21 protein-coding genes are annotated in these 20,501 nt (G+C 68.9%); 9 read left to right on the top strand and 12 right to left on the bottom strand.

What is annotated here, in order from left to right:
• Positions 1 to 359: 359 nt before the first annotated feature.
• Together IF04_RS0116565 and IF04_RS0116560 are read left to right on the top strand one after the other, a co-directional pair.
• The gene (locus IF04_RS0116565) at positions 360 to 1,580 is read left to right on the top strand and encodes a styrene monooxygenase/indole monooxygenase family protein (protein WP_030257277.1); all 1,221 of its coding nucleotides are present in this window, start codon (positions 360 to 362) and stop codon (positions 1,578 to 1,580) included.
• A 95-nt stretch (positions 1,581 to 1,675) separates the two neighbouring features.
• Positions 1,676 to 3,400 (top strand): styrene monooxygenase/indole monooxygenase family protein, encoded by a 1,725-nt coding sequence (locus tag IF04_RS0116560; protein WP_030257274.1) that lies wholly within the window; start codon positions 1,676 to 1,678, stop codon positions 3,398 to 3,400.
• Positions 3,401 to 3,510: 110 nt separating this feature from the next.
• On the opposite strand, the gene surE is transcribed toward IF04_RS0116560, so the two are convergent.
• The 4 genes from surE to IF04_RS0116540 form a co-directional block, all read right to left on the bottom strand.
• A complete protein-coding gene (surE, locus tag IF04_RS36630; RefSeq protein ID WP_051831299.1) occupies positions 3,511 to 4,338 on the bottom strand; it encodes a 5'/3'-nucleotidase SurE in 828 nt (275 codons plus the stop codon).
• 938 nt (positions 4,339 to 5,276) lie between these two features.
• Positions 5,277 to 6,149 carry an IS630 family transposase gene (locus tag IF04_RS35745; protein WP_211259822.1) on the bottom strand — a complete coding sequence of 291 codons (873 nt, stop codon included), beginning with the start codon at positions 6,147 to 6,149 and terminating at the stop codon, positions 5,277 to 5,279.
• A gap of 183 nt (positions 6,150 to 6,332) precedes the next feature.
• The gene (locus tag IF04_RS0116545) at positions 6,333 to 7,058 is read right to left on the bottom strand and encodes a dienelactone hydrolase family protein (protein WP_030257267.1); all 726 of its coding nucleotides are present in this window, start codon (positions 7,056 to 7,058) and stop codon (positions 6,333 to 6,335) included.
• A 198-nt stretch (positions 7,059 to 7,256) separates the two neighbouring features.
• The gene (locus tag IF04_RS0116540) at positions 7,257 to 8,000 is read right to left on the bottom strand and encodes a class I SAM-dependent methyltransferase (protein ID WP_030257263.1); all 744 of its coding nucleotides are present in this window, start codon (positions 7,998 to 8,000) and stop codon (positions 7,257 to 7,259) included.
• Positions 8,001 to 8,421: 421 nt separating this feature from the next.
• Between IF04_RS0116540 and IF04_RS0116535 the strand changes: the two genes are divergently transcribed.
• Complete coding sequence (locus IF04_RS0116535) at positions 8,422 to 9,330, top strand: aldo/keto reductase (RefSeq protein ID WP_030257260.1); 909 nt, start codon at positions 8,422 to 8,424, stop codon at positions 9,328 to 9,330.
• Between the two features lie 167 nt (positions 9,331 to 9,497).
• Positions 9,498 to 10,085, top strand: coding sequence for a hypothetical protein (locus IF04_RS0116530; protein WP_030257256.1), 588 nt, complete (start codon positions 9,498 to 9,500; stop codon positions 10,083 to 10,085).
• Positions 10,086 to 10,381: 296 nt separating this feature from the next.
• Here IF04_RS0116530 and IF04_RS0116525 read toward each other — a convergent pair whose 3' ends face one another.
• Positions 10,382 to 10,768, bottom strand: a complete 387-nt coding sequence (locus IF04_RS0116525; RefSeq protein ID WP_157847664.1) for an STAS domain-containing protein — start codon at positions 10,766 to 10,768, stop codon at positions 10,382 to 10,384.
• Between the two features lie 28 nt (positions 10,769 to 10,796).
• Here IF04_RS0116525 and IF04_RS38745 point away from each other — a divergent pair, with 28 nt between their 5' ends.
• The gene (locus tag IF04_RS38745; RefSeq protein ID WP_157847663.1) at positions 10,797 to 11,162 is read left to right on the top strand and encodes a hypothetical protein; all 366 of its coding nucleotides are present in this window, start codon (positions 10,797 to 10,799) and stop codon (positions 11,160 to 11,162) included.
• A 97-nt stretch (positions 11,163 to 11,259) separates the two neighbouring features.
• Here the strand turns inward: IF04_RS38745 and IF04_RS0116515 are convergent, their stop codons facing one another.
• The 3 genes from IF04_RS0116515 to IF04_RS0116505 all read right to left on the bottom strand — a co-directional run bounded on the left by IF04_RS0116515 (position 11,260) and on the right by IF04_RS0116505 (position 13,369).
• Positions 11,260 to 11,532, bottom strand: coding sequence for a DUF6355 family natural product biosynthesis protein (locus IF04_RS0116515; RefSeq protein WP_030257247.1), 273 nt, complete (start codon positions 11,530 to 11,532; stop codon positions 11,260 to 11,262).
• A gap of 478 nt (positions 11,533 to 12,010) precedes the next feature.
• Positions 12,011 to 12,829 carry an endonuclease/exonuclease/phosphatase family protein gene (locus IF04_RS0116510; protein ID WP_030257244.1) on the bottom strand — a complete coding sequence of 273 codons (819 nt, stop codon included), beginning with the start codon at positions 12,827 to 12,829 and terminating at the stop codon, positions 12,011 to 12,013.
• Positions 12,830 to 13,039: 210 nt separating this feature from the next.
• Positions 13,040 to 13,369: a hypothetical protein gene (locus IF04_RS0116505; RefSeq protein ID WP_157847662.1), complete on the bottom strand. Its 330-nt coding sequence runs from the start codon at positions 13,367 to 13,369 to the stop codon at positions 13,040 to 13,042.
• Positions 13,370 to 13,840: 471 nt separating this feature from the next.
• Here IF04_RS0116505 and IF04_RS0116500 point away from each other — a divergent pair, with 471 nt between their 5' ends.
• Positions 13,841 to 14,179 carry a MerR family transcriptional regulator gene (locus IF04_RS0116500; RefSeq protein WP_030257236.1) on the top strand — a complete coding sequence of 113 codons (339 nt, stop codon included), beginning with the start codon at positions 13,841 to 13,843 and terminating at the stop codon, positions 14,177 to 14,179.
• A 125-nt stretch (positions 14,180 to 14,304) separates the two neighbouring features.
• Here the strand turns inward: IF04_RS0116500 and IF04_RS37485 are convergent, their stop codons facing one another.
• Positions 14,305 to 14,742, bottom strand: a complete 438-nt coding sequence (locus IF04_RS37485) for a DUF3662 domain-containing protein (RefSeq protein WP_157847661.1) — start codon at positions 14,740 to 14,742, stop codon at positions 14,305 to 14,307.
• An 85-nt stretch (positions 14,743 to 14,827) separates the two neighbouring features.
• Positions 14,828 to 15,484 (bottom strand): hypothetical protein, encoded by a 657-nt coding sequence (locus IF04_RS0116490; protein ID WP_030257229.1) that lies wholly within the window; start codon positions 15,482 to 15,484, stop codon positions 14,828 to 14,830.
• Positions 15,485 to 15,620: 136 nt separating this feature from the next.
• Between IF04_RS0116490 and IF04_RS0116485 the strand changes: the two genes are divergently transcribed.
• The 3 genes from IF04_RS0116485 (at position 15,621) to IF04_RS0116475 (ending at position 17,251) form a co-directional block, all read left to right on the top strand.
• Positions 15,621 to 16,061 (top strand): Hsp20/alpha crystallin family protein, encoded by a 441-nt coding sequence (locus tag IF04_RS0116485; RefSeq protein ID WP_030257225.1) that lies wholly within the window; start codon positions 15,621 to 15,623, stop codon positions 16,059 to 16,061.
• Positions 16,062 to 16,328: 267 nt separating this feature from the next.
• A complete protein-coding gene (locus tag IF04_RS0116480) occupies positions 16,329 to 16,748 on the top strand; it encodes a DUF2267 domain-containing protein (RefSeq protein WP_106975626.1) in 420 nt (139 codons plus the stop codon).
• 68 nt (positions 16,749 to 16,816) lie between these two features.
• Entirely contained in the window at positions 16,817 to 17,251 is a 435-nt protein-coding gene (locus tag IF04_RS0116475; RefSeq protein ID WP_030257219.1) for a DUF2267 domain-containing protein, read from the top strand.
• Positions 17,252 to 17,312: 61 nt separating this feature from the next.
• Here the strand turns inward: IF04_RS0116475 and IF04_RS0116470 are convergent, their stop codons facing one another.
• Together IF04_RS0116470 and IF04_RS0116465 are read right to left on the bottom strand one after the other, a co-directional pair.
• Positions 17,313 to 19,517, bottom strand: a complete 2,205-nt coding sequence (locus tag IF04_RS0116470; RefSeq protein ID WP_030257216.1) for a xanthine dehydrogenase family protein molybdopterin-binding subunit — start codon at positions 19,515 to 19,517, stop codon at positions 17,313 to 17,315.
• Positions 19,514 to 20,494 carry an FAD binding domain-containing protein gene (locus IF04_RS0116465; protein ID WP_030257214.1) on the bottom strand — a complete coding sequence of 327 codons (981 nt, stop codon included), beginning with the start codon at positions 20,492 to 20,494 and terminating at the stop codon, positions 19,514 to 19,516. The genes IF04_RS0116470 and IF04_RS0116465 overlap by 4 nt, the downstream gene beginning before the upstream one ends.
• Between the last annotated feature and the right edge of the window lie 7 nt (positions 20,495 to 20,501).

Below are 20,501 nucleotides of genomic sequence, written 5' to 3'. Positions count from 1 at the left end.
TGCTGCGCGTGGTACGCGTGGTGCGCGCGACCGGCGCGGCGAGAGCCGCCGAGGCCGTGCCCGCCGAGTCGGCCGGGCCCCTTTAGCCCGCCGGGTGATCCAGGACCCATCCCCCGGTCGTACGGATTACCCGGCTTCCCGCGGCTGCCCGCCGGATCCCCCCTCCGGCGGGCAGCCGCATTCCTCACAACCGACCCCCCACTTGTAGAGGCCGCTACATCACCGAAACGCTGTACCAGCGCACGGCACTGCACAGTGCTGCACAGCACTGACGGCGCTACACGCAGCACGGCACTGGCGGCACTACATACAGCACGGCACCGCTCAAACTGCACAACCCGAACCCCGGAGGTCCCCTCATGCGCAAGATCACCATCGTCGGAGCCGGCCAGGCCGGCCTCCAGCTCGGTATCGGCCTGCTCGACCACGGTTACGACGTCACCCTCGTGTCCAACCGCACCGGCGACCAGATCCGCGAGGGCCGGGTCATGTCCAGCCAGGCCATGTTCGGCACCGCGCTGGCCCACGAACGCAACCTCGGCCTCGACTTCTGGGGCAACGCCTGCCCGCCCATCGCCGGGCTCGGCGTGAACATCGCCGACGGCCAGGGTGGCCGGGCGCTCTCCTTCGACGCCCGCCTCGACGCCACCGCCCGCTCGGTCGACCAGCGCGTCAAAATGCCCATCTGGATGGGCGAGTTCGCGCGCCGCGGCGGCCGTCTGGTCATCCGCGAGGCCGGCATCGAGGACCTGGAGCGCTACGCCACCGAGTCCGACCTGGTGATCGTCGCGGCCGGCAAGGGCGAGATCTCCGGGCTGTTCGAGCGGGACGCCGAGCGTTCCCCGTACGGCGCTCCGCAGCGCGCGCTGGCCCTGGCGTACGTCACCGGCATGGCGCCGCTGCCCGACCGCCCCGGCGTCAGCTTCAACGTCATCCCCGGCGTGGGCGAGTACTTCACCATGCCCAGCCTCACCACCACCGGCCCCTGCGACATCATGTTCTTCGAGGGCATCCCGGGCGGCCCGTTCGACTGCTTCGGCGGGCTCACCCCCGACCAGCAGCTGGCGAAGTTCCAGGAGCTGCTGCGGACGTACGTCCCGTGGGAGGCCGAGCGCTGCACCGACGTCGCGCTCACCGACCAGAACGGCACCCTCGCGGGCCGCTTCGCGCCGACCGTCCGCAAGCCCGTCGCCACGCTGCCCTCGGGCGCGCAGGTGTTCGGCCTCGCCGACGTCGTCGTCCTCAACGACCCGATCACCGGCCAGGGTTCCAACAACGCCTCGAAGTGCGCGGCCTCCTACCTCGCCACCATCCTGGACCACGGCGAGCGCCCGTACGACGCCGCGTTCATGGAGCTGGCCTTCGGCCGCTTCTGGGACAACGTGCAGTCCGCCACGGCCTGGACCAACGCGATGCTCGGCGCCCCGCCGCAGCACGTCCTGGAGCTCTTCGGCGCGGCGAGCGCCAACTCCCGTATCGCCGCCCGCTTCGTCAACGGCTTCGACGACCCGCGCGACTTCTTCCACTGGTTCATGGACCCGGTCGCCGCGAAGAACTACCTGGCCGGGGTCAGCGCCTGAGCCCTCGCCGGGACCAGTGACCTGACGGTGGGTCAGCAGTGGCATGGACGCCATGGCGGCCCGTCGTACCGTAACGAGAGCAGGACAGCAGTACCATGAGAAGGATCGCGGTGATCGGCGCCGGGCAGGCGGGTGCCCAACTCGCCCTGGGACTCCAGGCGCACGGTTACGACGTCACCCTGGTCACCGACCGCGGCCCCGACGAGATTCGCCGCGGCGCGGTCATGTCCAGCCAGTGCATGTTCGACACCGCGCTGCAGAGCGAGCGCGAACTCGGCCTGCACCACTGGGAGGACCGGGCCCCGGACATCACCGGAATCGCGCTCTCTCTCATCGGTCCGCACGGCACGCCGGAAGTCTCCTGGCGCGCGCCGCTGGAGGGCCCCGCCCACTCCGTCGACCAGCGGGTCAAGTGTGCTGCCTGGATGGAGCAGTTCGCGGAGGGCGGCCGCGGCGGGATCGTGCTGCACGAGGCGGGCGTCAACGACCTCGAGTGGTACGCCCGTACGCACGATCTCGTCGTGGTCTCCACCAGCAAGGGCGAGCTGAGCCGCCTCTTCCCGCGCAACGCCGAACTCTCCCCGTACGACCGGCCGCGCCGTGCGCTGGCTCTGACGTACGTCACGGGAACGGCACCGCGGGAGGGGGAGGCCGCCGTCCACTACCGCATGGTCCCCGGCGTCGGTGAATACTTCTCCTTCCCCGCCCTCACCACCACCGGGCCCTGCGACATCATGGTCTTCGAGGGCGTGCCCGGCGGCCCGATGGACTGCTGGGACGACATCCGCACGCCCGAAGCCCACCTCGCCCGCTCACTGGAAATCCTCCACCGCTTCTTCCCCGACGAATACGAGCGCTGCCGACACGCCCAACTCACGGACAGTGGCGGCGTGTTGCGCGGCCGAATCACCCCGACCGTCCGGCACCCCGTAGCCCGCCTCGCCTCTGGCCGGCACGTCCTCGGCATGGCCGACGCCGTCGTACTCAACGACCCGATCACCGGCCAGGGCTCGAACAACGCCGCCCAGGCCGCGTCCCACTACCTCGACAGCATCCTCCGCCACGGCACCGCCGAATTCACTCCGCAGTGGATGCAGCGCACCTTCGACAACTTCTGGCGCGGCTGGGCCCAGTGGGCCGTCGGCTGGACCAACTCCCTCCTGGCCGACCTGAGTCCACACCACCGCGAACTCCTCACCGCGGCAGCCGAAGTCCCCTCGGTCGCCGCCGCTCTCGCCGCCGGTTTCGACGACCCGCGCACCCTCTACCGCTGGTGGTTCGAGGAGGCCGAGGCGCACCGCTTCCTCGCCGAGAAGCGCGCCCAGCACGCCGCCCGCTTCGACGGCCGCGAACTGCGCCGCGCGCTCGGCCAGTACGCCACCGGTGTGACCGTGGTGACGGCACGCGCCCCCGACGGCCGCAACGTCGGCATGACCGCGAACTCCTTCACCTCCGTCTCCCTGGACCCGCCCCTCGTCCTGTGGTGCCCCGGCAAAAACGCCCCCAGCCTCCCGGACTTCACCGACGCCTCGCACTTCGCCGTCCACGTACTGGCCGCCGACCAGCACCACCTCTCCCGCCAGTTCGCCACCCCGGCCGACGACAAGTTCCGCGGCACCCCCACCACCCCGGGCATCACCGGCACCCCCCTCCTGGACGGCACAGTCGCCCGCTTCCAATGCCGCACCGTCCAACGCCTCGACGCCGGCGACCACATCATCTTCCTCGGCGAGGTCGAACAGTACGACTCCAACGGCGGCACTCCTCTGGTCTTCCACTCGGGCTACTACCACGTGGCGACCAAGCACCCGGATCTGTGAGCGAGCGTGTGGGACGGGACGGTCACGGCCTCCGCCTGGTACACCACGAGGCGACCCCGAACGGCCTGCTGCTCCTCGAATGTGAGCCAACAGGCCAAGCACCCCACGTGTCAGGGTCGCAGGCCGGTCAGCCGTGTCTTCGTGCGCTTGACGTCCTTCGTGGAGGGCGGCCGGGAGCCGGTGGCCCAGCCGGCTGCGCCCCAGTCGGCGGTGAGCACTGACACGGAGACGTCATTCGCGGCCAACGCCGTGGTGTCGGCGTTGCGCACCGGCTCGGGCGCGCTCGGGTCGTAAACGAGCTTGGGTTTGTAGCAGGTGGCGCAGGAGTCCGGGTCCGGGGCGTAGGAGACGGTGATGTTCCGCGCCTTGCCGACGTTGGTGAAGGCGACCGGGCCGTCCGGCTTCGCCGGATAGTTGATGTTGAGCGTGATGCCGGCCGGCAGCAGCGCTCCGCTGCGCGCCGTCTCCACGAGCCGTTCGACGACCCGCTCGGTGAACGCCGCAGCCTGCGGTACGGACGGATAACGGTCCTGAGGATTCGTCAGGTCGGCGTCGGCGCTCACGGCTATCGCCGGTATGCCCGCTTCCGACGCGACGACCGTGGCGCCCACCGTACCGGAGTGGTTGACGGCGGAACCCGAGTTCGGCCCGGCGTTGACACCGGACACAACGAGGTCCGGCTTCGCGCCCCCGAAGGCATGCCCGATCCCGAAGTTCACCGCGTCCCCGGGCGTGCCGGTGACCGACCAGATGTCCGGCTCGGCCCGCTCGGCGCGGATCGTGGCACTCGAGGAGAGGGTCATACCGGTACCACGACCGGACTGATCCGCGGCGGGGGCGACAACCACCGCTTCGTGCCCGGCTCTCTTCAGCACGGCCTGCAGCTGCCGGATGTACGAGTGGCGGTAGCCGTCGTCATTACTGATCAGGATCCGCAATGGCCCGTCATTTCCCCCGTTGCGATGCGGCTGCTCAGTGACAGCAGCGCCTGACCCCGTGACCAGCACGGTAACCGTGGCCGTGGTACCGAGCACTGTGAACGCTTTTCGTGCGGGACTCCACATTGGACCCTCCAGAGGCGAACAGCGTGTTGGTGCGACGCATCTCATCGGTCCACGGGTCACCTGTCAACCCGACTGGTCGGTATGTGAATAACGGTTCGAGCTGCCGGATGCCGAGCCGGCCGAGCGATGAGCGCTGCTTGCCGGGGCGCCGGCACGCGGACGAGTTGCCCGATCGGGGCAACCCTGCCGCACACGGGACCTGCGGGGAGTGGCGCCTCGCCCTGGCGGGCCAGGCTTGTGCGACCTGGTGGAAGAGGGGCCTCGGGCCGGGGGAGAGCAGTGCGTGGCAGGCGAGTTCGGTGAGGCGCACGCGACAGTCCCCGGGAAAGGCCGCCGCGATCCGCTGCAACGGCCCCGGGACCAGCCCCACCTCGCGCGCAGCACCCGGTGGTCAGGCTCGGGCGCGAGCACCAGCTCCGCCCGCGGCGCATACAGCGTCTTCACATCGCTGCCAGAGCTCTTCTCCAGCTGCACCGACACAGCACTCGGCCGCCCGCTCCGAGCCCTCATGCAGCAGGCCGTCCTCACCACAAACCAGACGCACCCGCACCCGCACCCGCCGCCGTCCGCCGCGACAGCGCACCGGCCGTGCCCCGTACCCGTGCCAGCTGCGCCGCCACCTGCCGGACATCGGCCACCCACGGATCGAAATCGCCCGACGGCACCAGCCGCACCGCGCCCCGGCGCTCCAGCTCCCACGCCGCCCGGAGCCGCCACCACACACCCGGCCAGCCAGACCAGTAGCACCACCGCGACGAGAGGCAACAGCCAGCCCAGCTGGTCAGCGGGCGAGAAGTAGATCTCCACTTGGTTCAGCCAGGAAGCGTGCACTGTGGGGTGTGGATTAGCACCGCGTTCGGGAAGGCGGCCGACAACCGGTCGGCAGCCTTCTTGCCGCGGTGGGAGGAGCCGTTGTCCACGACCCAGAACACGCGTTTCGCGCTGGCGTAGGGCTCGCGGGTCATGACCTGGGTGACCAGGATCATGCACGGGGCGATGCCGGTGGTTTTCTCACAGCGGCCGAACACCTTCGCGGCGTGGACGTCGTAAGCGGCCAGGTAGGCCAGGGCGCCGCCGCGTCCGTAGGTGTGGTTCACCCGCATCGCGCGGGCCTGGCCCGGGACGAGGGTGGGGTGGCAGCGGCAGCGGGCCTGGATGGAGGTCTTCTCGTCGGCGCTGATGACGTACTCGTCGGCGTCGAGCGGGGTGCCGTGCCAGGTGCGGGCGTACAGGTCCAGCACACGCTGGGCTTTGGCGCGGAAGTCGGGGTCGGTGATGAAGATCCAGGAGCGGCGCTGCCAGGGCTTGGTCGCATCCTCGGCCGGCCAGCGGCGCACGGTGGACGCCGACACGAACGCGGCGATGCCCCGCCGGGTGGCCTCAGAGGCCAGTTCCGGGCATGACCAGTGCGACAGCGGCACTCCGCTCTCGGCGGGCAGCCGGCAGGGCAGCGCCTTGACTTCGGCAACCTGCAGCGGCGTGAACACCGGCGGGCGGCCGCAGCGTTGACGGTCTTTGAGCCCGGGCAAGCCCTGTCCGGCGAACCGGCCACGCCATCGGCGCACGGTGTCCAGGTGCAGCCCCGTCTCCTGGGCGATACGCGCGTTGGAGCGTCCGCGCGCGGCGTGCAGCACCACCTGTGCACGCACCCGCAGCCGGTGCTCGGTCTTGCGGCCGTAGGCCATCGCCTTCAGCCGCGCGCGTCCGGCGGCACTCGGGGCTATCGAACAGACAGTGCGGAGGGGCATGGCGGGCGAGCCGATCGGCCGAAGTGGATCACTGGCAAGCCGCAGCCTTCCCCGCCCGCCGTGGCAGTGGAGCCCAGGCGTCGCGGCGGTCAGCGGGCGCCCAAGCTTGGACTGACCAGATCACTCCGTCACGGGCAAGCACTCGGCGAGCAGAGCGACGACGTCACGCCAGGCTCGCTGTGCGTGCCGTGGGTGGTAGCCGACGCCGGGGCGCACGGTGTGGTCGACCGATGGATGGTGGAAGGCGTGAAGGGCGCCCCCGTAAACCACGAGGCGCCAGTCGACGCCCGCGGCCTGCATCTCGGCGGTGAACGCGTCCCGCTGCGCGGGCGGCATGATCGGGTCTTCCGACCCGACCCCGGCCCACACCGGGCAGCGAATGCGCGCTGCCTCGCCCGGTCGACCCGTGGTAGTTGCGTTGACTGTCCCGATCACGCGCAGGTTGACGCCGTCGCGCCCGAGTTCCAGCCCGATGGCGCCCCCGGTGCCGTAGCCGATGGCGGCGATCCGGTCGGGGTCGGCCCGCGGTTCGGCGCGCAACACGTCGAGCGCCGCATGGCCGATGCCCCGCATCCGGTCAGGGTCGGCGAGCAGCGGCAGGCAACGGGCCAGCATCTCCTCGGGGTCGCTCAAATAGCGCCCGCCGTGAAGGTCGAAGGCCAGCGCTATATATCCCAGTTCGGCGAGAGCATCGGCCCGGCGGCGCTCGACGTCGCTGAGCCCCGTCCCCTCGGGCCCGAGCAGCACCGCGGGCCGGCGGTCGACACCGGCCGGGAGCGCGAGGTGCCCGATCATCGTCAGGCCGTCGGCCGGGTACTGGACCGTGCGCGTGGTAATCGTCGTCATGAGACTGGACCGTAGTGATCGTCGAGTCCGGTCGGGCCGGGGTTCGCCGCTGGCAGAACAGCGCGGGGGTCCCCCTGAAATACGTCGAGGGCTCACAAGAACCGTCACAACCCCCGTTCCCACGGCAGCACCTGCCCCGGCACCACGCACGACACAACTGCCGGAGTCAACCCCCGAAGAATTTACGGAGCCGACCACTTAGGAACGGCAGCGCAGCATCACCAGCGGTGGGTGCGCGAGGAGGTCCGCCCAGAAATCCTCGCCGAACTCACGGATGCCGGCCTCGGACACCTGCAGCGGAACCCACTCCACCGCACTGAACCCGGCCGCCCGCAGACACTCCTCGTAGACCTCGCGGCGCGGCACCGTGCTGACGATGCTGATCGGCTGCGGGTTGAGGAGAGCCGTCACCCGCGACCGCGGACCCGTCTCGGCTTCCTCACCGGTCGGCTCGCAGCGGAACCCGTACTGGTCCAGGGACGCGCAGTCGAACCGGTAGTCCGGCTTCTGCGCGAGCACGAAGAACTCTCCACCCGGCACCAGGCTCCGGTGGATGTTGCGGCACATCCGCTCCATCGCCGCGATGCCCTCGGCGTAGTTGAGGCACTGCACTCCCACGGCTATGTCGAATCTCCGGTCGAGAGGCCGCAGTTCGGCCACGTCACCGACCTCGTAGCGCGCACCCAGCGGGTCACGCTGCTCGATCTCCCGTGCAGCGGCGATCATCTCGACGGAGATGTCGACACCGAAGACATCCGTGGCACCGCGCCGCTTGAACTCCCTGCTGTAGAAACCGGTGCCGCATGCCAGGTCGAGAATCGACTTGCCGCTCACGTCCCCGACCATGCCCAGGAAGCTCGGCACTTCCCCGTAACGCGTCAGCGGCAGGGACTTGAACCCCTCGAATGCCTCGCCGATCTCGTCGTACTGCTGCACGCTCACGTGCTGTCCCCTCCTGTGCTTCGTCCTGTACGTGGCCAGGCCGGCCCGCCGGCTTCAAAGGCTCGCCGGGCGGGGCGCGGTCGTGGCAGAAAGTGTCCACCCGCCCTGTCTAACCGCCGTACTGGCAGATGACACAAGGAGTTGGCCGGGTGATCCTCGTATCACCCAACACCCCTCATGAATTACCCACAACGCACATCTTTCACGATTCGATATGATGTCGGCGTCTTCTGAGCCTTCTCGCTGCGGATCCATATCCGCCGAGGAGGCTTTTTTCATGCCCAAGGGCTGGCTTGCCCCAGAGCAGGTGGCCCTCCTACGTACGTGTACGCATGGCGACGGCAGGTGTTCCGCCCTTGGTGGCGCGTCACTCGTCGCTCTGGTTCGATGTCTCTGTATCTGAAAGGGCGTGTGGCTGATCGTGTCCTCACGAACGAACACCGCGGCGGCCGCGGGGACTTGGAAGCTCGGTGACCTGACTGTCAACCGCATCGGATTCGGCGCGATGCGATTGACGGGCAATGCGCCTTTCGCTCTGGGCGCGCCGAGCGACCGTGAGCGGTCAATCAGCGTGCTCCGGCGTGCGGTTGAGCTCGGTATCAACCACATCGACACCGCCGCGTTCTACTTCTCATCGATGCGTTCCGCCAACGAGCTGATCAACCGGACGCTTGCGCCATACCCGGAAGACCTGGTCATCACCACCAAGGTCTGGCCCGGCCGGGACCCTTCGGGTAATTGGTGGTGGGCCACGCCGGAGCAGCTGCGCGGTCAGGTCGAGGAGAATATCCGCCAGCTCGGCCGGGAACACCTGGACGTCGTGAATCTGCGCATACCGCCAAGCCGCAAAACCGGCTCGATTGCCGAGCACTTCGCGGCGTTGGCCGAGCTGCGTGACGCCGGACTCATACGCCATCTCGGTATATCCAATGCCACACCCGAGCACCTGGCCGAGGCGCAGGCCATCGCGCCGGTCGTTTGCGTACAGAACCCTTACAGCATCGGCGCGCCGAGCCAGGAGCAGGAACTCCTGCGGGTCTGCGGCGAACTCGGCGTCACCTTCGTACCGTTCTTCGTGATTGCCGGTGCCGGCCGCGAGGCGGGCGCGAGCGCCGACGACAGCGAAGCGGTACGCGCCGCCGCACGCGCGCATGGTACGTCGACCGCACAGATTCGCCTGGCATGGACGCTACAGCAGGGGTCGCACGTGCTGGCCATCCCAGGTACCGGCAATCCGGACCATCTCGTTGAGAACGTCGCTGCTGGAACAATCCAGCTCGCGGGCGAGGAAATGGCACGCCTCCGGTCTCACCAAGAGAACAGCGAGTAGGTGGCACTGGCAAGGGCCGCATCGTCGCCGAGCCAGACCGCTTCCTCGCCATCCGCAAGGTACGAAGGACCGGCTCTGTCTCGAGCAATACGGCACCCGCGCCACTCGGTCGGCTTGGACTCCCCGCTGGGGTGCGGCATGCTGGCTCGCTGGTTGATGTGTTGGGGGTGCGGATGTTCAAGCAATGGCTTTGGCGCTGGCGCGGCCGGGTGAAGACGATCGGCTTCTCGTTCTTCGGGCAAAGCGTGAGTGTGGAGTTCAGCCAGAGCGAGCGCGAGCGAGCGAGGTCGATTTTGCTCCGTTTGGAAGACCACCGGGTGCTCTACGCGCCCTATGACATGGAAGAGGAAAATGGGTCCTGGGGATCCATCGAGGCACTGCGCGCGTATCTGAACGAGCAGGTCGAGCAGTGTGAGTCGGAGGAACTGCGGCTGCAAGTGCGCGCGATGCGTGCCGCCGTGAGACAGTGGCTGACTGACGCTGAGTCAGCACGCAGGGTAACCGACAGAACGTGTCCCGAGGACCCGCCCAGCGGACGCGACCCGATCCAATGGGCCAGGGATCGGGATCGGATTCAATGGACGTATCAGCTGCAGGCGCTTGGTGTGCTGCGCGGCAGGATTGGCGTTGCTATCGCGGAGATCGGCCGCGAGTTCGGTATCCCGATCGATGGCGACCTCGCCCACATCACGCCACCTGATTTGGAAGCTTCGGAACGTGGTGCCCCGCTGTCGCCACTGTATTTTGCCGACTAGGCCGTTTCGCTGGGATCACCGGGTTGGTCCGCGGGGGGGCGGGGATCACCGCCAGGTACCGTGCTTGCGCAGGTGCTCGCGGATGGCGCGTGATGAGTAAGCCTTGTCTGCCGGGAACCCTCTGGCGTGGCGCGGGGCCGCCCGCGTCGGCGAGGAGCGCGCCAGCGGGCAGGCACGGGCAGAAGAGCGGCCGGCAGCGCGCGATGAACGCCCGCAGTAACGGTTCGATCCGCGTCCAACGCGCGGTCAGTCAGCGGTACGCCCGGACCACGATCCGATGACCTCAACGAAGCGACCTAGGCCGCGTCAGCCCCTACCGGCTCAGTCGCAGCTACAGCAGGAACGATGGTCAGGAGCCTGCCCACGCCGCTGGTTGCCAGGGCGGATGCGACGGCGGGGGACGGTGCGACGATGAACAAGTGGCCGCGGCGGGACCGGGCCCGGCGGTCGGCTGCGATCAGTACTCCCAGGGGCTGGGCCGCGCAGTGAGTGACGCCGGACAGGTCGACGTAGACGGACGCGCCGGGTTCGTTGGCACGCGCCATGAGCTGATCGCGCAGGTCCGGAGCGGTGGAAAAGTCCAGTGCCCCGCTGACGAAGACGGTTGCGGGGAGCCGCATCGGCATCGGCAGCCGTAGCGGCGGCGGAGTGTTGCGGTTGGAGGGCAGATATTCGATGGTCATCGTGGACCCTGTCCCAGGCGCAGTGTGCATGCGCCCGGTGTTGTGGTTCTTCGAGAACGAGGCCGGCACGGGCGCCGACTTTCGGGATGCCCTCTATGGCCATTGTACTCTCCCGCCCTCCTTCGCCGCCGGAACAGCGCCCGCCCGCACCACCGCCTCACAGCACCGGGGTTTGGGATTCGTCGTCGAGCTGTTCCTCGGTGAAGGGCTGGACGCCGTCGGGGAACTGGCCGCAGAATATGATGGTGTGCGCCCAGATATTGAGGCCGGCGGTGACGGCGTCGGCGTCCAGGCCGTACAGGTACCGGTGACCAAGCGGCGGACCTCGGCGAGGTGTTCGCGGAGCTGCCCGACCTCGTACTTGCCGGCTTATCCGGGCGCACCGCTGCATTGATAGCCGTCGGGCAGCGTCCACACGATCGGTGGTCAGTCCTTCTCGGCGGCCTGGTCGCGGTCGCGGAGCATCGCCAGAGGTCGAATGCCGGCTCGCCTCAGCAGGTACGCCCGACGTAATGCGCGCCCTGGATCTTGCTGGCAGAGCCCAACCAGGTGTTGCCGGGGCCGACACACCGCTCGTAGTCGGCCGCCCAGGCGACCTCAACCTTGATGACGATCTGCGAACCGTCGGAGGTGCAGTGGTTGTACATGGCGTCGGAGCCGGTCTCGTAGAAGCCACACGGGTTGGCGGCCGCGGGGCTCGCGGCGGCGGTCACCGCGCCCAGAGAAGTGAGCACAAGAGCGGCGGAACTGAGGGCGCTGGTCACCATACGACGAATACGCAAGGGGAACTCCTTGGTGCGTGGAGGAGCGGGCTTGGAAGAACTTGTCTGCCGATCCGGTTGGATGCCCGCCTCAAGGATCGCCGTGCCGCACCGCACGGCGGCTCGAATGCCGAGCCGTTCACCCGGAGCATCGTTTTCTCTCTACGCCAATCGGATGGTCCTGTCCGGTTCCCAAGCGCAGACGGGCCCCGAGTTCCCTTTTCGTGAGCTGGGCGCGACAGCCCAGCGACAGCGCAGTGACGGAATGAGGCCGGGCCGCCAATCTCTTTATGGCGTAGGGGAAATGCGCCGTGCGGATCGGTTGTGGGCCCTGCGGGCAGAGGAAAGTGAAGCTAGGACGCACCGTCCGCGACGAGCTCCCCTCCACGGCCGGTGCAGTCCTGATCATGGGCACCGGCGTCGAAGGGCCGGTGCCCATGGCAACGCCGCCCGCGCTCATCTGCTCGGCAACCTGGGGCGTTCAGCTCTCTTCTTTCCAGTGGCCTGGGAGGTGGTCCGGAAGCGTCAGGTCGGCAACCAGGCCGTAGTGGTCACTCGCCTGCACGCCGTTCGCTGGTTGTACCAGGACCCGTTGGCAGGAGGAGATACGCAGGGTGGGGCCGTACGGGCCGCAGCGGAGCATGATGTAGTCGATGCGGCGATCCGATGCCTCGGGCATGTCACCTTGCCGTACGAGCGGATTGTCGGGGCTGAAAGTGGGACCTGGTTCGTAGGGATGCACGGTCGACCAGGCGTCTTGAAAGCAGGTACTCAGGCCATCCACTGATTGCAGGCCCTGCAGGAATCGCAGGCTGGCGGCCTGAGGTGAGGCGTCGAAGTCTCCGAGCAGGACGGTGTGGCGCACGGGGCGTTCGGCGGCGAACCTGTCGGCGAGGCGGGCGGTGACGAGGGCCTGCAGTTCCCGTTCGTGCTCGTAGTCATAGGGCCAACTCGGCTTGTGATGGAGCACGAGAATCGTGCCGAGGGGTTCGGGGAGGGGAAGCTCGGCGGCAACGACTCCGCACCAGTCGGTATGCGCAGTCCGCTCGGTCACCTCGAGCGTGTCCGTCACGGTGCGCCCGAAAGGGCGGCGCGCAGCCAGTACGGCTCCCACGCCGTCGGCAGACCATCGAGGATGCGGAACAACATGCCAGCCCTCTTCGGAGAGGGCTTCCACGTCCCTGCGAGTCACTTCTTGGAGTGCGAGCACATCTGGGCTCAGACTCTGCAGCTCCTGTGCCAGGACCGTCCGCCGACTCGAGCCGTCGGCGTACTGCGGTGCCAACACATTCATGGTCATTAGTCGCATGCTGCGGGCCGCTGCACTCACCGCTTCAGCGTGGCACACGGCGCCGACAGCCACATAGTTCCGCCTCAACGATCCGCAGCGAAAGTGTGAAGACTGGGCAGGTTGTCCTGGGTGGACGGCGTCGCGGTTGTCGGCTGAAGGCGGCCTCGTCTGCTGATCGCGCGTGGTGTCGCCGACGGCGGGCTGCTGAGGGAACTGTTGCTACTGCGGCATCTGTTCGCCGGTGTCTGCGTGCAGCCCGCGGCACAGCAGGTTGAATGACCGGAGTGCGGCCGGGGCGACCGCGTTGCGCGCGCGTGCGGGGGATTCGCCGGACATGATGCGGCGTTGGAGTTCGCGCAGGGCTGCCCGGTGTGTTCCGGCGACGATGCCCGCCAGGAGCGCGGGCCGTCTGCTCGCTCCACCGGGCACCAGGAACCTCTGCGCACCGCTGCGCATCTCTTCTCTACTAGTACAGATTTCCGGCGCCGACCGCTGGCAGAAATGGCCGTCACTCCATTGCAGGAAATCTGTCGTGGCGAGGGTAGACATGGGCGGGGCGCGGGGTTACTGTTTTGTCTGTAGCCACGAGATCCAGTGAGGCGCGGCAGCGGACGAACTGCCGCGCATGCAGGTCAGAGGAACAACGGCACGGCAGCGGAGTGAGGGAGCCGAAAGGCAAGAAGGGTTCCGTCACTGGCTGCCGGGTCGGCGGCCCAGTAGGGGCCGCGAAGCAGTACCGCACGTTCCAGCAGTACGAAGCAGAAGTCCGGAAAGAAGGAGGCAGACGCCATCAGGATCGCCCGGGTGAGGACGTAACGCCGCCCGGGTACCGCAAGGCCCCGGATTGGAAGGTGGTCCCCGGTCACGCATTCGCGATCCCCGCGCCTCCGGCCTCCCAGGTGGAGACGCGGAATGAGAAGGCCGGCGCAGCTGTAAGCCGGCAGATGGTGTTGAAATCCCTCGGGGCCCTGGTGCGTACAGCACCAGGGCCCCTCGACGCATGACCCCAACGAGGAGCAGATGACAGCAGAGACCCCGCTCGACCGTCTCGATGACGACGACTACCCCGCCTACGCCATGGGCCGCGCCGCCGAACTCATCGGCACCACCCCGGCTTTCCTGCGGGCGATAGGGAAGGCGCGCCTGATCACCCCGCTCCGCTCCGAGGGCGGTCACCGCCGCTACTCCCGTTACCAGCTGCGTATCGCTGCCCGCGCCCGCGAACTGGTCGACCAGGGCACCCCCGTCGAGGCGGCCTGCCGCATCGTCATCCTCGAAGACCAGCTTGAAGAGGCCCAGCGGATCAACGAGGAACTGCGCAACGCCGCTCCACGGTCCGACTGCCGGACCGGTGGCTGACTCCGCACCTTTCGGCAGCAGCCTGGCGCGGGACTGAGCAACCGCAACCTGCCCCGGGACTGAGCAACCGCAGCCTGCCGCGGTACCTGAGCAACTTCTTTCAGGCGCTGAGCCCGATGTGCGGTTCAGGTGCCGGCGTTCGGCACAGTCACCTGGGGCAGGGCCATGGTCGGGGCGTCGGTATGCGTCGGCGGGTGGCAGGGGACCAGGCGGCTGCGCACCCGGTAGCGGGCGCGCCCACCGTCCGGATGCGTCGCCACACCCACCGTCACCGGGCCGGCGAAGCTGTAGGACCGCTCGGCCGCGTACCGACGGATCTCGGCGGCCAGCTCGGGGCCGAGCCGCTCCCGGTGGCCGGCCAGCCGTCGGTGACTGTCCGCGGGCAGCTCGATCGAGAAACAGTTGGGTACCACGGTGCGCCCGTGCCCCATGATCAGGGCATTGTCGTCGCACTCCCGGCGCAGCCGGGCCACCACGTCCATCGGCTTCTTTCCTGGCTTGCGCACCGAGGCCCATACGGCACTCGTCCAGCGATCCATAGCTCGCTCGAATCGTCCGATCATGTTCATCCGTGGCGTCTGTCCGCTCGCGCCCGGCCCATGCTCACCCATCAGGGTGAGCGGCATTGCCGGCGCCCGGGCCGGCTCCTCAGGGGCCGGGCCGACGCTGCTCGCTGCTGGCCTGGCGCAGGTCGTCGGTGTGGCGGGTGAGGGCATCCACGCGAGCCGCAAGATCGGGGTGGTCGGCAGTGAGGTGTTCGCGGGCGCCGGTCAGCGGACCGAGGAGCGCGGCGACGTCATGGCGGCCCAGCGCCTGAAGGAGAGGCGTACGGGCTTCAGCGGGCAGGTCGGTCACCGCGGTGATCTCTCCAGCGAGCCGGCGCAGGTCGGCGGCGTTGCTGCGGGCCCAGGTGGTGACGGTGCGGTCGGCGGCGCGCCGATCGCGGGTGGCCTGGATGCGTTCTTCGCCGGTGGTGCCCGGCGCTCCGGGGCGCAGGCGCAGGTAGCGGCGTTCGGCGGACTGCCGATTCGCGACGCCGAGGGGGTGGGCGAGGTCGGCCCAGCTGGCGCCGGCCTCGCGGGCGATTTCGATCAGCCCCGTCTCCCAGCCGGCCAGCTGGTCCCGCAGCCGACGCAGCAGCAACAGCGCGGCCAGCGCCTGCTCCGCGCTGGCTCCGGGCTCGGGCTGCCGGCCAGGCTGCGGTATCTGGGCGGTACGTACGGCCTCCTCGATGGCCTCCAGCGCTGCTTCGGCGGCGGGGAAGGAGGCGGGTGGCGACACCGGTTTCTGGTCGTCTGCGGGCATGAGTCACCTCCGCTCAAGGGCGTCGCCCTTCCGGCGACGTGCTCACTTGTCATCGTTTGGATGACATGCTACAACCGGAAGCAGGTAGCAGCGCATGGGCATGAACAGCCCGAGCGAAAACGGAGGTGTTTTCCCGATGCTGATGCGCACCGATCCCTTCCGTGAGCTGGACCGGCTCACCCAGCAGCTCCTCGGCACCAACCCGTCCGGTACTTGGTCGCGGCCCTCGGCGATGCCGATGGATGCCTACCGCGAAGGCGAGGAGTACGTGATCGCCCTCGACCTGCCCGGCGTCGACCCCGAGGCGATCGACATCGACGTCGAGCGGAACATGCTCACGATCAAGGCCGAGCGCCGGCCCGTCACCAAGAGCGACAAGGTCCAGGTGGAACTCTCCGAGCGGCCTCTGGGCGTCTTCTCCCGCCAGGTCATGCTGGCCGACTCGCTGGACACCGAGCACATCAACGCCGACTACGACGCAGGCGTCCTCACCGTACGCATCCCGATCGCCGAGCGCGCCAAGCCGCGCAAGATCTCCATCGGCGCAGGTTCGGGACGCAAGGAGATCCGCGGCTGAGGCCGATCCTCGACGCCGGAGGAGAAGGTGGGGCCCCCGGATCGGAGGATGGACCCTTCTCGCAGCGGAGAGTGGGCCCCTCCCTCTGACACTCACCCTCGCGGCGGCGGAGGGCGGATTGATCTCCCCCTCGACCCCCGACCCTCCGCCGCCCATGACACACGTACTGACACACGTACTGACACACGTACTGACACACGTACCGGCACACGCACGGCGTACGTACGACGTGCGGACCGATGAACGGAAGAGGGGATCGCGGTGGTCATGCAGCAGGAAGCGTTCCTGGACCAGGTTCAAGAACGCGGCGAGTACTCGACCCATACGGAAGCCGAGCGGGCGGCGCGCATCGTCCTGGCGCTGCTGGGCGCGCACTTGGTGGGCGAGGTGCGGGCCGAGCTGGCTGCCCGGCTCCCGGAGACCTTCGCCCTGATCCTGCTGAACCCGCTGCAGGCCGCCGAACCCCTCTCCCCGGAGCGGTTCGTGCGCGCCACCGCGGCGTGGATCGAGGGGGCCACCGAGCGGACCGCCGCCTGGGACGTCGGCGCCGTACTCAGCGTCGCCGCGGATGCGGCCGGCGAGGAGCTCACCCGCCGCATACTGTTCCAGCTTCCCCCGGGCTACGACCTGCTCTTCGGCCGTCCGCAGGACACCACCGCCGCCGAACACAGCCCAATAAACCGTTGAGCGACCTGTCCGTCACCGGCCGACCTCACCAGCAAACCCCCCTTACAGAGAAAGGCACCTATCCACCGATGCAGCCCCCCTCGCAGCAGACCGCGAGCACGCCGGCCCTGTCCTACGCGCAGATGCTGGAGCGCGTCCGCTACGACGGCGCCTACCCCACCCGTGAACGCGCCGAAGAAGTCACCCGCGCCGTACTGGCCGCCCTCGGCCGGCGGCTCACCGGCGAGGAACGCGTCGAACTCGCCGCCCGCCTGCCCCGCCAGGCCGCGCAGATCTTCACCGCGCAGATACCCGAAACCGACTCCCTGACCGGCTGGTTCTTCATCAAGGACCTCGCGGCCCGCACAGGCGGCACCCTGGCCACCACGCGCTGGGACGCCGGCTCCGTCCTCGGCGTCGTAGCCCACCTGGCCGGCCCCAGCCTGCTCGACCGCATCCTCGCCCAACTCCCCTCCGGCTACGCAATCCTCTTCGGCCGCGCCGAACTTGTTCAGGCCGCCTGACGGACACCCTTTACTGTGCAGCCTGGGGCTGCACAGTGATCTCGGGCCTCACGCCGAGGTGTTAGAGCAACGCCTCGGCCGTGATGGGCAGTTGGCGGATGCGGCGGCCGGTGGCGTTGAAGACCGCGTTGGCGATCGCGGGAGCCACGCCGATCATCACGACCTCGCCGAGGCCCTTGACGCCGAGGGGGTCGGCCTCGCGGTCCTCGCCGTCCAGGTAGATCGCCTTGAGATCGGGGACGTCGGCGTTGACGGGGACGAGGTAGTCGGCGAGGTTGGCGTTGACGATGCGTCCGTCGCGGTGGTCGGTGACGGTGTGTTCCAGCAGGGCCGTGCCGATGCCGCCGACCATGGCGCCGATGGCCTGGCTGTCGGCCAGCGTGGGGCTGATGATGCGGCCCGCGTCGTACACGCCGAGCATGCGCCGTACGCGTACGAGGCCGAGCGTTGCGTCGACGGCGACCTCGGCGAAGGTGGCGTTGTAGGCGTAGAACGAGTACCGCTGGGTGCCCGAGGGCGGGGCGAAGGAGCCCTGGGCTTCGAGGTGGGTGCGGTTGTTGCGGGACAGGAGTTGTTGGTACTTCTCGCCGCGGGTCGGGTTGTTCTTCAGGTGCAGTCGGCCGCCGCGGACGACGATGTCGTTGGCGTCCACTCCGTACAGCGGTGATTCCTTGTCCTCGACGGCGAGCTTGATTGCCTGGCGGCGTACCTGGTTGCAGCCGTCGAGGACGGCGGAGCCGACGCTGGCCATGGTCATCGAGCCGCCGTGCGGCGGGGTCGGTGGGAAGAGGGAGTCGCCGAGGCGGAAGTCGACCGTACGCATCGTCAGGCCCAGAGCGTCTGCGGCGACTTGGGTCTGCGAGGTGTAGGTGCCAGGGCCCATGTCGCTGGACGCGGTCTCGACCACCGCGGTGCCGTCGGCGTCCAGGCGGACCCGGGCCTGGGCGGGCATCCGCGCGGTGTCGTAGACGCCGGCGGCCATGCCCATGCCGATCAGCCAGTCACCCTCGCGTCGGCTTCGCGGCTTGGCATTTCGGCGGTGCCAGCCGAACTCGCGGGCGCCGACGGAGTAACACTCGCGCAGGCGCCGCGTGGAGAACGGCCTGCCGCTGGACTGGTCCTCGTCCGGTTCATTGCGCCGGCGCAGCTCGATCGGGTCGAGGTCGAGCTTGTGCGCCAGTTCGTCCATGGCCGACTCGATGACAAAGGACGCCGTCGCGAAACCCGGGCCGCGCATCCAGATCGGGGTGTTCACATCCAGTGGCACCGTGCGGTACGTCTGCTGGACGTTGGGCGTGCTGTAGAGCATCTGGCCCGGCGGCAGGACGCCTTCGGTGAACGTTTCGTACGAGGAGGTCTCGGCGTCCAGCTCGTGGGCCATGGCGGCCAGGCGCCCGTGCCGGTCGCTGCCCACGCGCAGCCGGTACTCGTACGCGGGCCGGAAGCCCGTCCCGAAGTACTGCTGCTTGCGGCTGAGGACGAGCTTGACCGGGCGCTTGGTCACCCGGGCGGCGAGCGCCGCGATGATGACATGCGGCCAGCCGCGCAGTCCGCTGCCGAAGCCGCCACCGACGAACGGCGAGATGACCCGTACATCGTCCTGCGGGAGGCCGAACGCGGCCGCGATTTCGGTCTGCGTACCGAGGACCCACTGGGTTTTGTCCCACACGGTGAGCTTGTCGCCGGTCCAGCGGGCGATGGTGGCGTGCGGCTCCATCGCGTTGTGGTGGTTGCGGGCCATGCTGTACGTCAGGTCCATCCGCACGGCCGCGTTCCGCAGGCCCGCCTCGGCGTCACCGCGCGCGTACTTCGTCGGCTTGTCCGCCTTGGCCTTGGTCAGCTCGGTCGAGGGCGGTGCGGCGTCGTAGTGGACCTTGACCAGGCTGGCGCCGTGCTGGGCGGCCTCCAGGGTGGTGGCGATGACGACGGCGACCGGCTGGCCGTGGAAGAGGACCCGGTCGTCCTGGAAGACGCGGAGCCGCCGGCCGGGCGGGTTGTTGGACTTGTTCGACATCGCGTTGTCGCGGTACGGCAGTTTCGGTGCGTTGCGGTGGCTGATCACTCGCAGCACGCCCGGCTGTGCGAGCGCGGCACGTGTGTCGATCGACGTGATGCGGCCGCGGCCGATGGTGGCGTCGACGATGACGGCGTGCACGGCACCATCGACGTTGTGCTCGGCGGCGTACTTCGCCTTGCCCGTGACCTTCAGCCGCCCGTCCACCCGGGACAGCGGCGCTCCGACGGCGGCCTGCGGCTGCGGGCTCACTTGGTACCTCCTACGATGCGCAGCTGGCGTTCGACGGTTCGCTGCAGCAGTTCGAGCTTGAACCGGTTGTGGGCCAGGGGACGGGCTCCGTCCGCCGCCCGTGAGGCTGCCGCTTCCCACAGGGCATCGGACGGACGCTCGCCGACGAGGTGCCGCTCGACGGCGGGCAGCTTCCACGGCACGGTCCCCACCCCACCGACGGCGACCTTCGCCTCGCGGATCACCCCGCCGCGTACGTGCAGCGCGACGGCCGCCGAGGTGAGGGCGAACTCGTACGACTGACGGTCGCGCACCTTCAGGTATCCGGACCGCAACGGGCGGGGGAGAGCGGGGATCTCGACAGCGGTAATCAACTCGCCGTTTCTTAGGGCGTGTTCACGGTGCGGCGTGTGTCCCGGCAGGAGCAGGAAGTCCGCGAAGGGGACGGTCCGTTCCCCGTCCGGGCCGAGCACGTGCACCGTCGCCTCCAGTGCCGCGAAGGCCACGGCGACGTCGGAGGGGTGGGTGGCCACGCAGTGGTCGGACGTGCCGAGGATCGCGTGGGTCCGGTTGTAGCCGTGCAGGGCCGCGCAACCCGCCCCGGGCTCACGCTTGTTGCAGTCGGCGGTCACATCGCGGAAGTACGTGCAGCGGGTGCGCTGCATGATGTTGCCGCCGATCGTCGCCATGTTCCGCAGCTGAGCCGACGCGCTCAGCTCCAGCGCCTCGGAGATGACCGGGTACAGGGTGCGTACCTTGGGATGGGCGGCCGCCTCGGCCATCCGCACCAGCGCACCGATGTGCAGGCCCCCGCGCTCGGTCACCGTGACCTCGCGCAGCGGCAGATCGCTGATGTCGACCAGCGCGCCCGGGCGTTCCACGGTTTCGCGCATCAGATCGACGAGAGTGGTGCCCCCGGCAATGTAACGGCCTCCGCGGCGGCCCGCGTTGAGGGCTTCACGGGTGTCGGAGACGCGGGTGTAGTCAAAGGGATGCACAGCTGCT

The organism is Streptomyces violens (genome assembly GCF_000717745.1).
Taxonomy (GTDB): Bacteria; Actinomycetota; Actinomycetes; order Streptomycetales; family Streptomycetaceae; genus Streptomyces; species Streptomyces violens.
The sequence above is the reverse complement of the archived record's forward strand: the minus strand, read 5'-3'. Positions and strand labels throughout refer to the sequence as shown.

Bases quoted from the DNA above. Each gene is read 5' to 3' on its own strand.
- IF04_RS0116565 (WP_030257277.1), top strand. From the start codon at position 360: ATGCGCAAGATCACCATCGTCGGAGCCGGCCAGGCCGGCCTCCAGCTC.
- IF04_RS0116560 (WP_030257274.1), top strand. From the start codon at position 1,676: ATGAGAAGGATCGCGGTGATCGGCGCCGGGCAGGCGGGTGCCCAACTC.
- IF04_RS35745 (WP_211259822.1), bottom strand. From the start codon at position 6,149: ATGGCCTACGGCCGCAAGACCGAGCACCGGCTGCGGGTGCGTGCACAG.
- IF04_RS0116545 (WP_030257267.1), bottom strand. From the start codon at position 7,058: ATGACGACGATTACCACGCGCACGGTCCAGTACCCGGCCGACGGCCTG.
- IF04_RS0116525 (WP_157847664.1), bottom strand. From the start codon at position 10,768: ATGACCATCGAATATCTGCCCTCCAACCGCAACACTCCGCCGCCGCTA.
- IF04_RS38745 (WP_157847663.1), top strand. From the start codon at position 10,797: ATGCGCCCGGTGTTGTGGTTCTTCGAGAACGAGGCCGGCACGGGCGCC.
- IF04_RS0116510 (WP_030257244.1), bottom strand. From the start codon at position 12,829: ATGACCATGAATGTGTTGGCACCGCAGTACGCCGACGGCTCGAGTCGG.
- IF04_RS0116505 (WP_157847662.1), bottom strand. From the start codon at position 13,369: ATGTCTACCCTCGCCACGACAGATTTCCTGCAATGGAGTGACGGCCAT.
- IF04_RS0116500 (WP_030257236.1), top strand. From the start codon at position 13,841: ATGACAGCAGAGACCCCGCTCGACCGTCTCGATGACGACGACTACCCC.
- IF04_RS37485 (WP_157847661.1), bottom strand. From the start codon at position 14,742: ATGATCGGACGATTCGAGCGAGCTATGGATCGCTGGACGAGTGCCGTA.
- IF04_RS0116490 (WP_030257229.1), bottom strand. From the start codon at position 15,484: ATGCCCGCAGACGACCAGAAACCGGTGTCGCCACCCGCCTCCTTCCCC.
- IF04_RS0116485 (WP_030257225.1), top strand. From the start codon at position 15,621: ATGCTGATGCGCACCGATCCCTTCCGTGAGCTGGACCGGCTCACCCAG.
- IF04_RS0116480 (WP_106975626.1), top strand. From the start codon at position 16,329: ATGCAGCAGGAAGCGTTCCTGGACCAGGTTCAAGAACGCGGCGAGTAC.
- IF04_RS0116475 (WP_030257219.1), top strand. From the start codon at position 16,817: ATGCAGCCCCCCTCGCAGCAGACCGCGAGCACGCCGGCCCTGTCCTAC.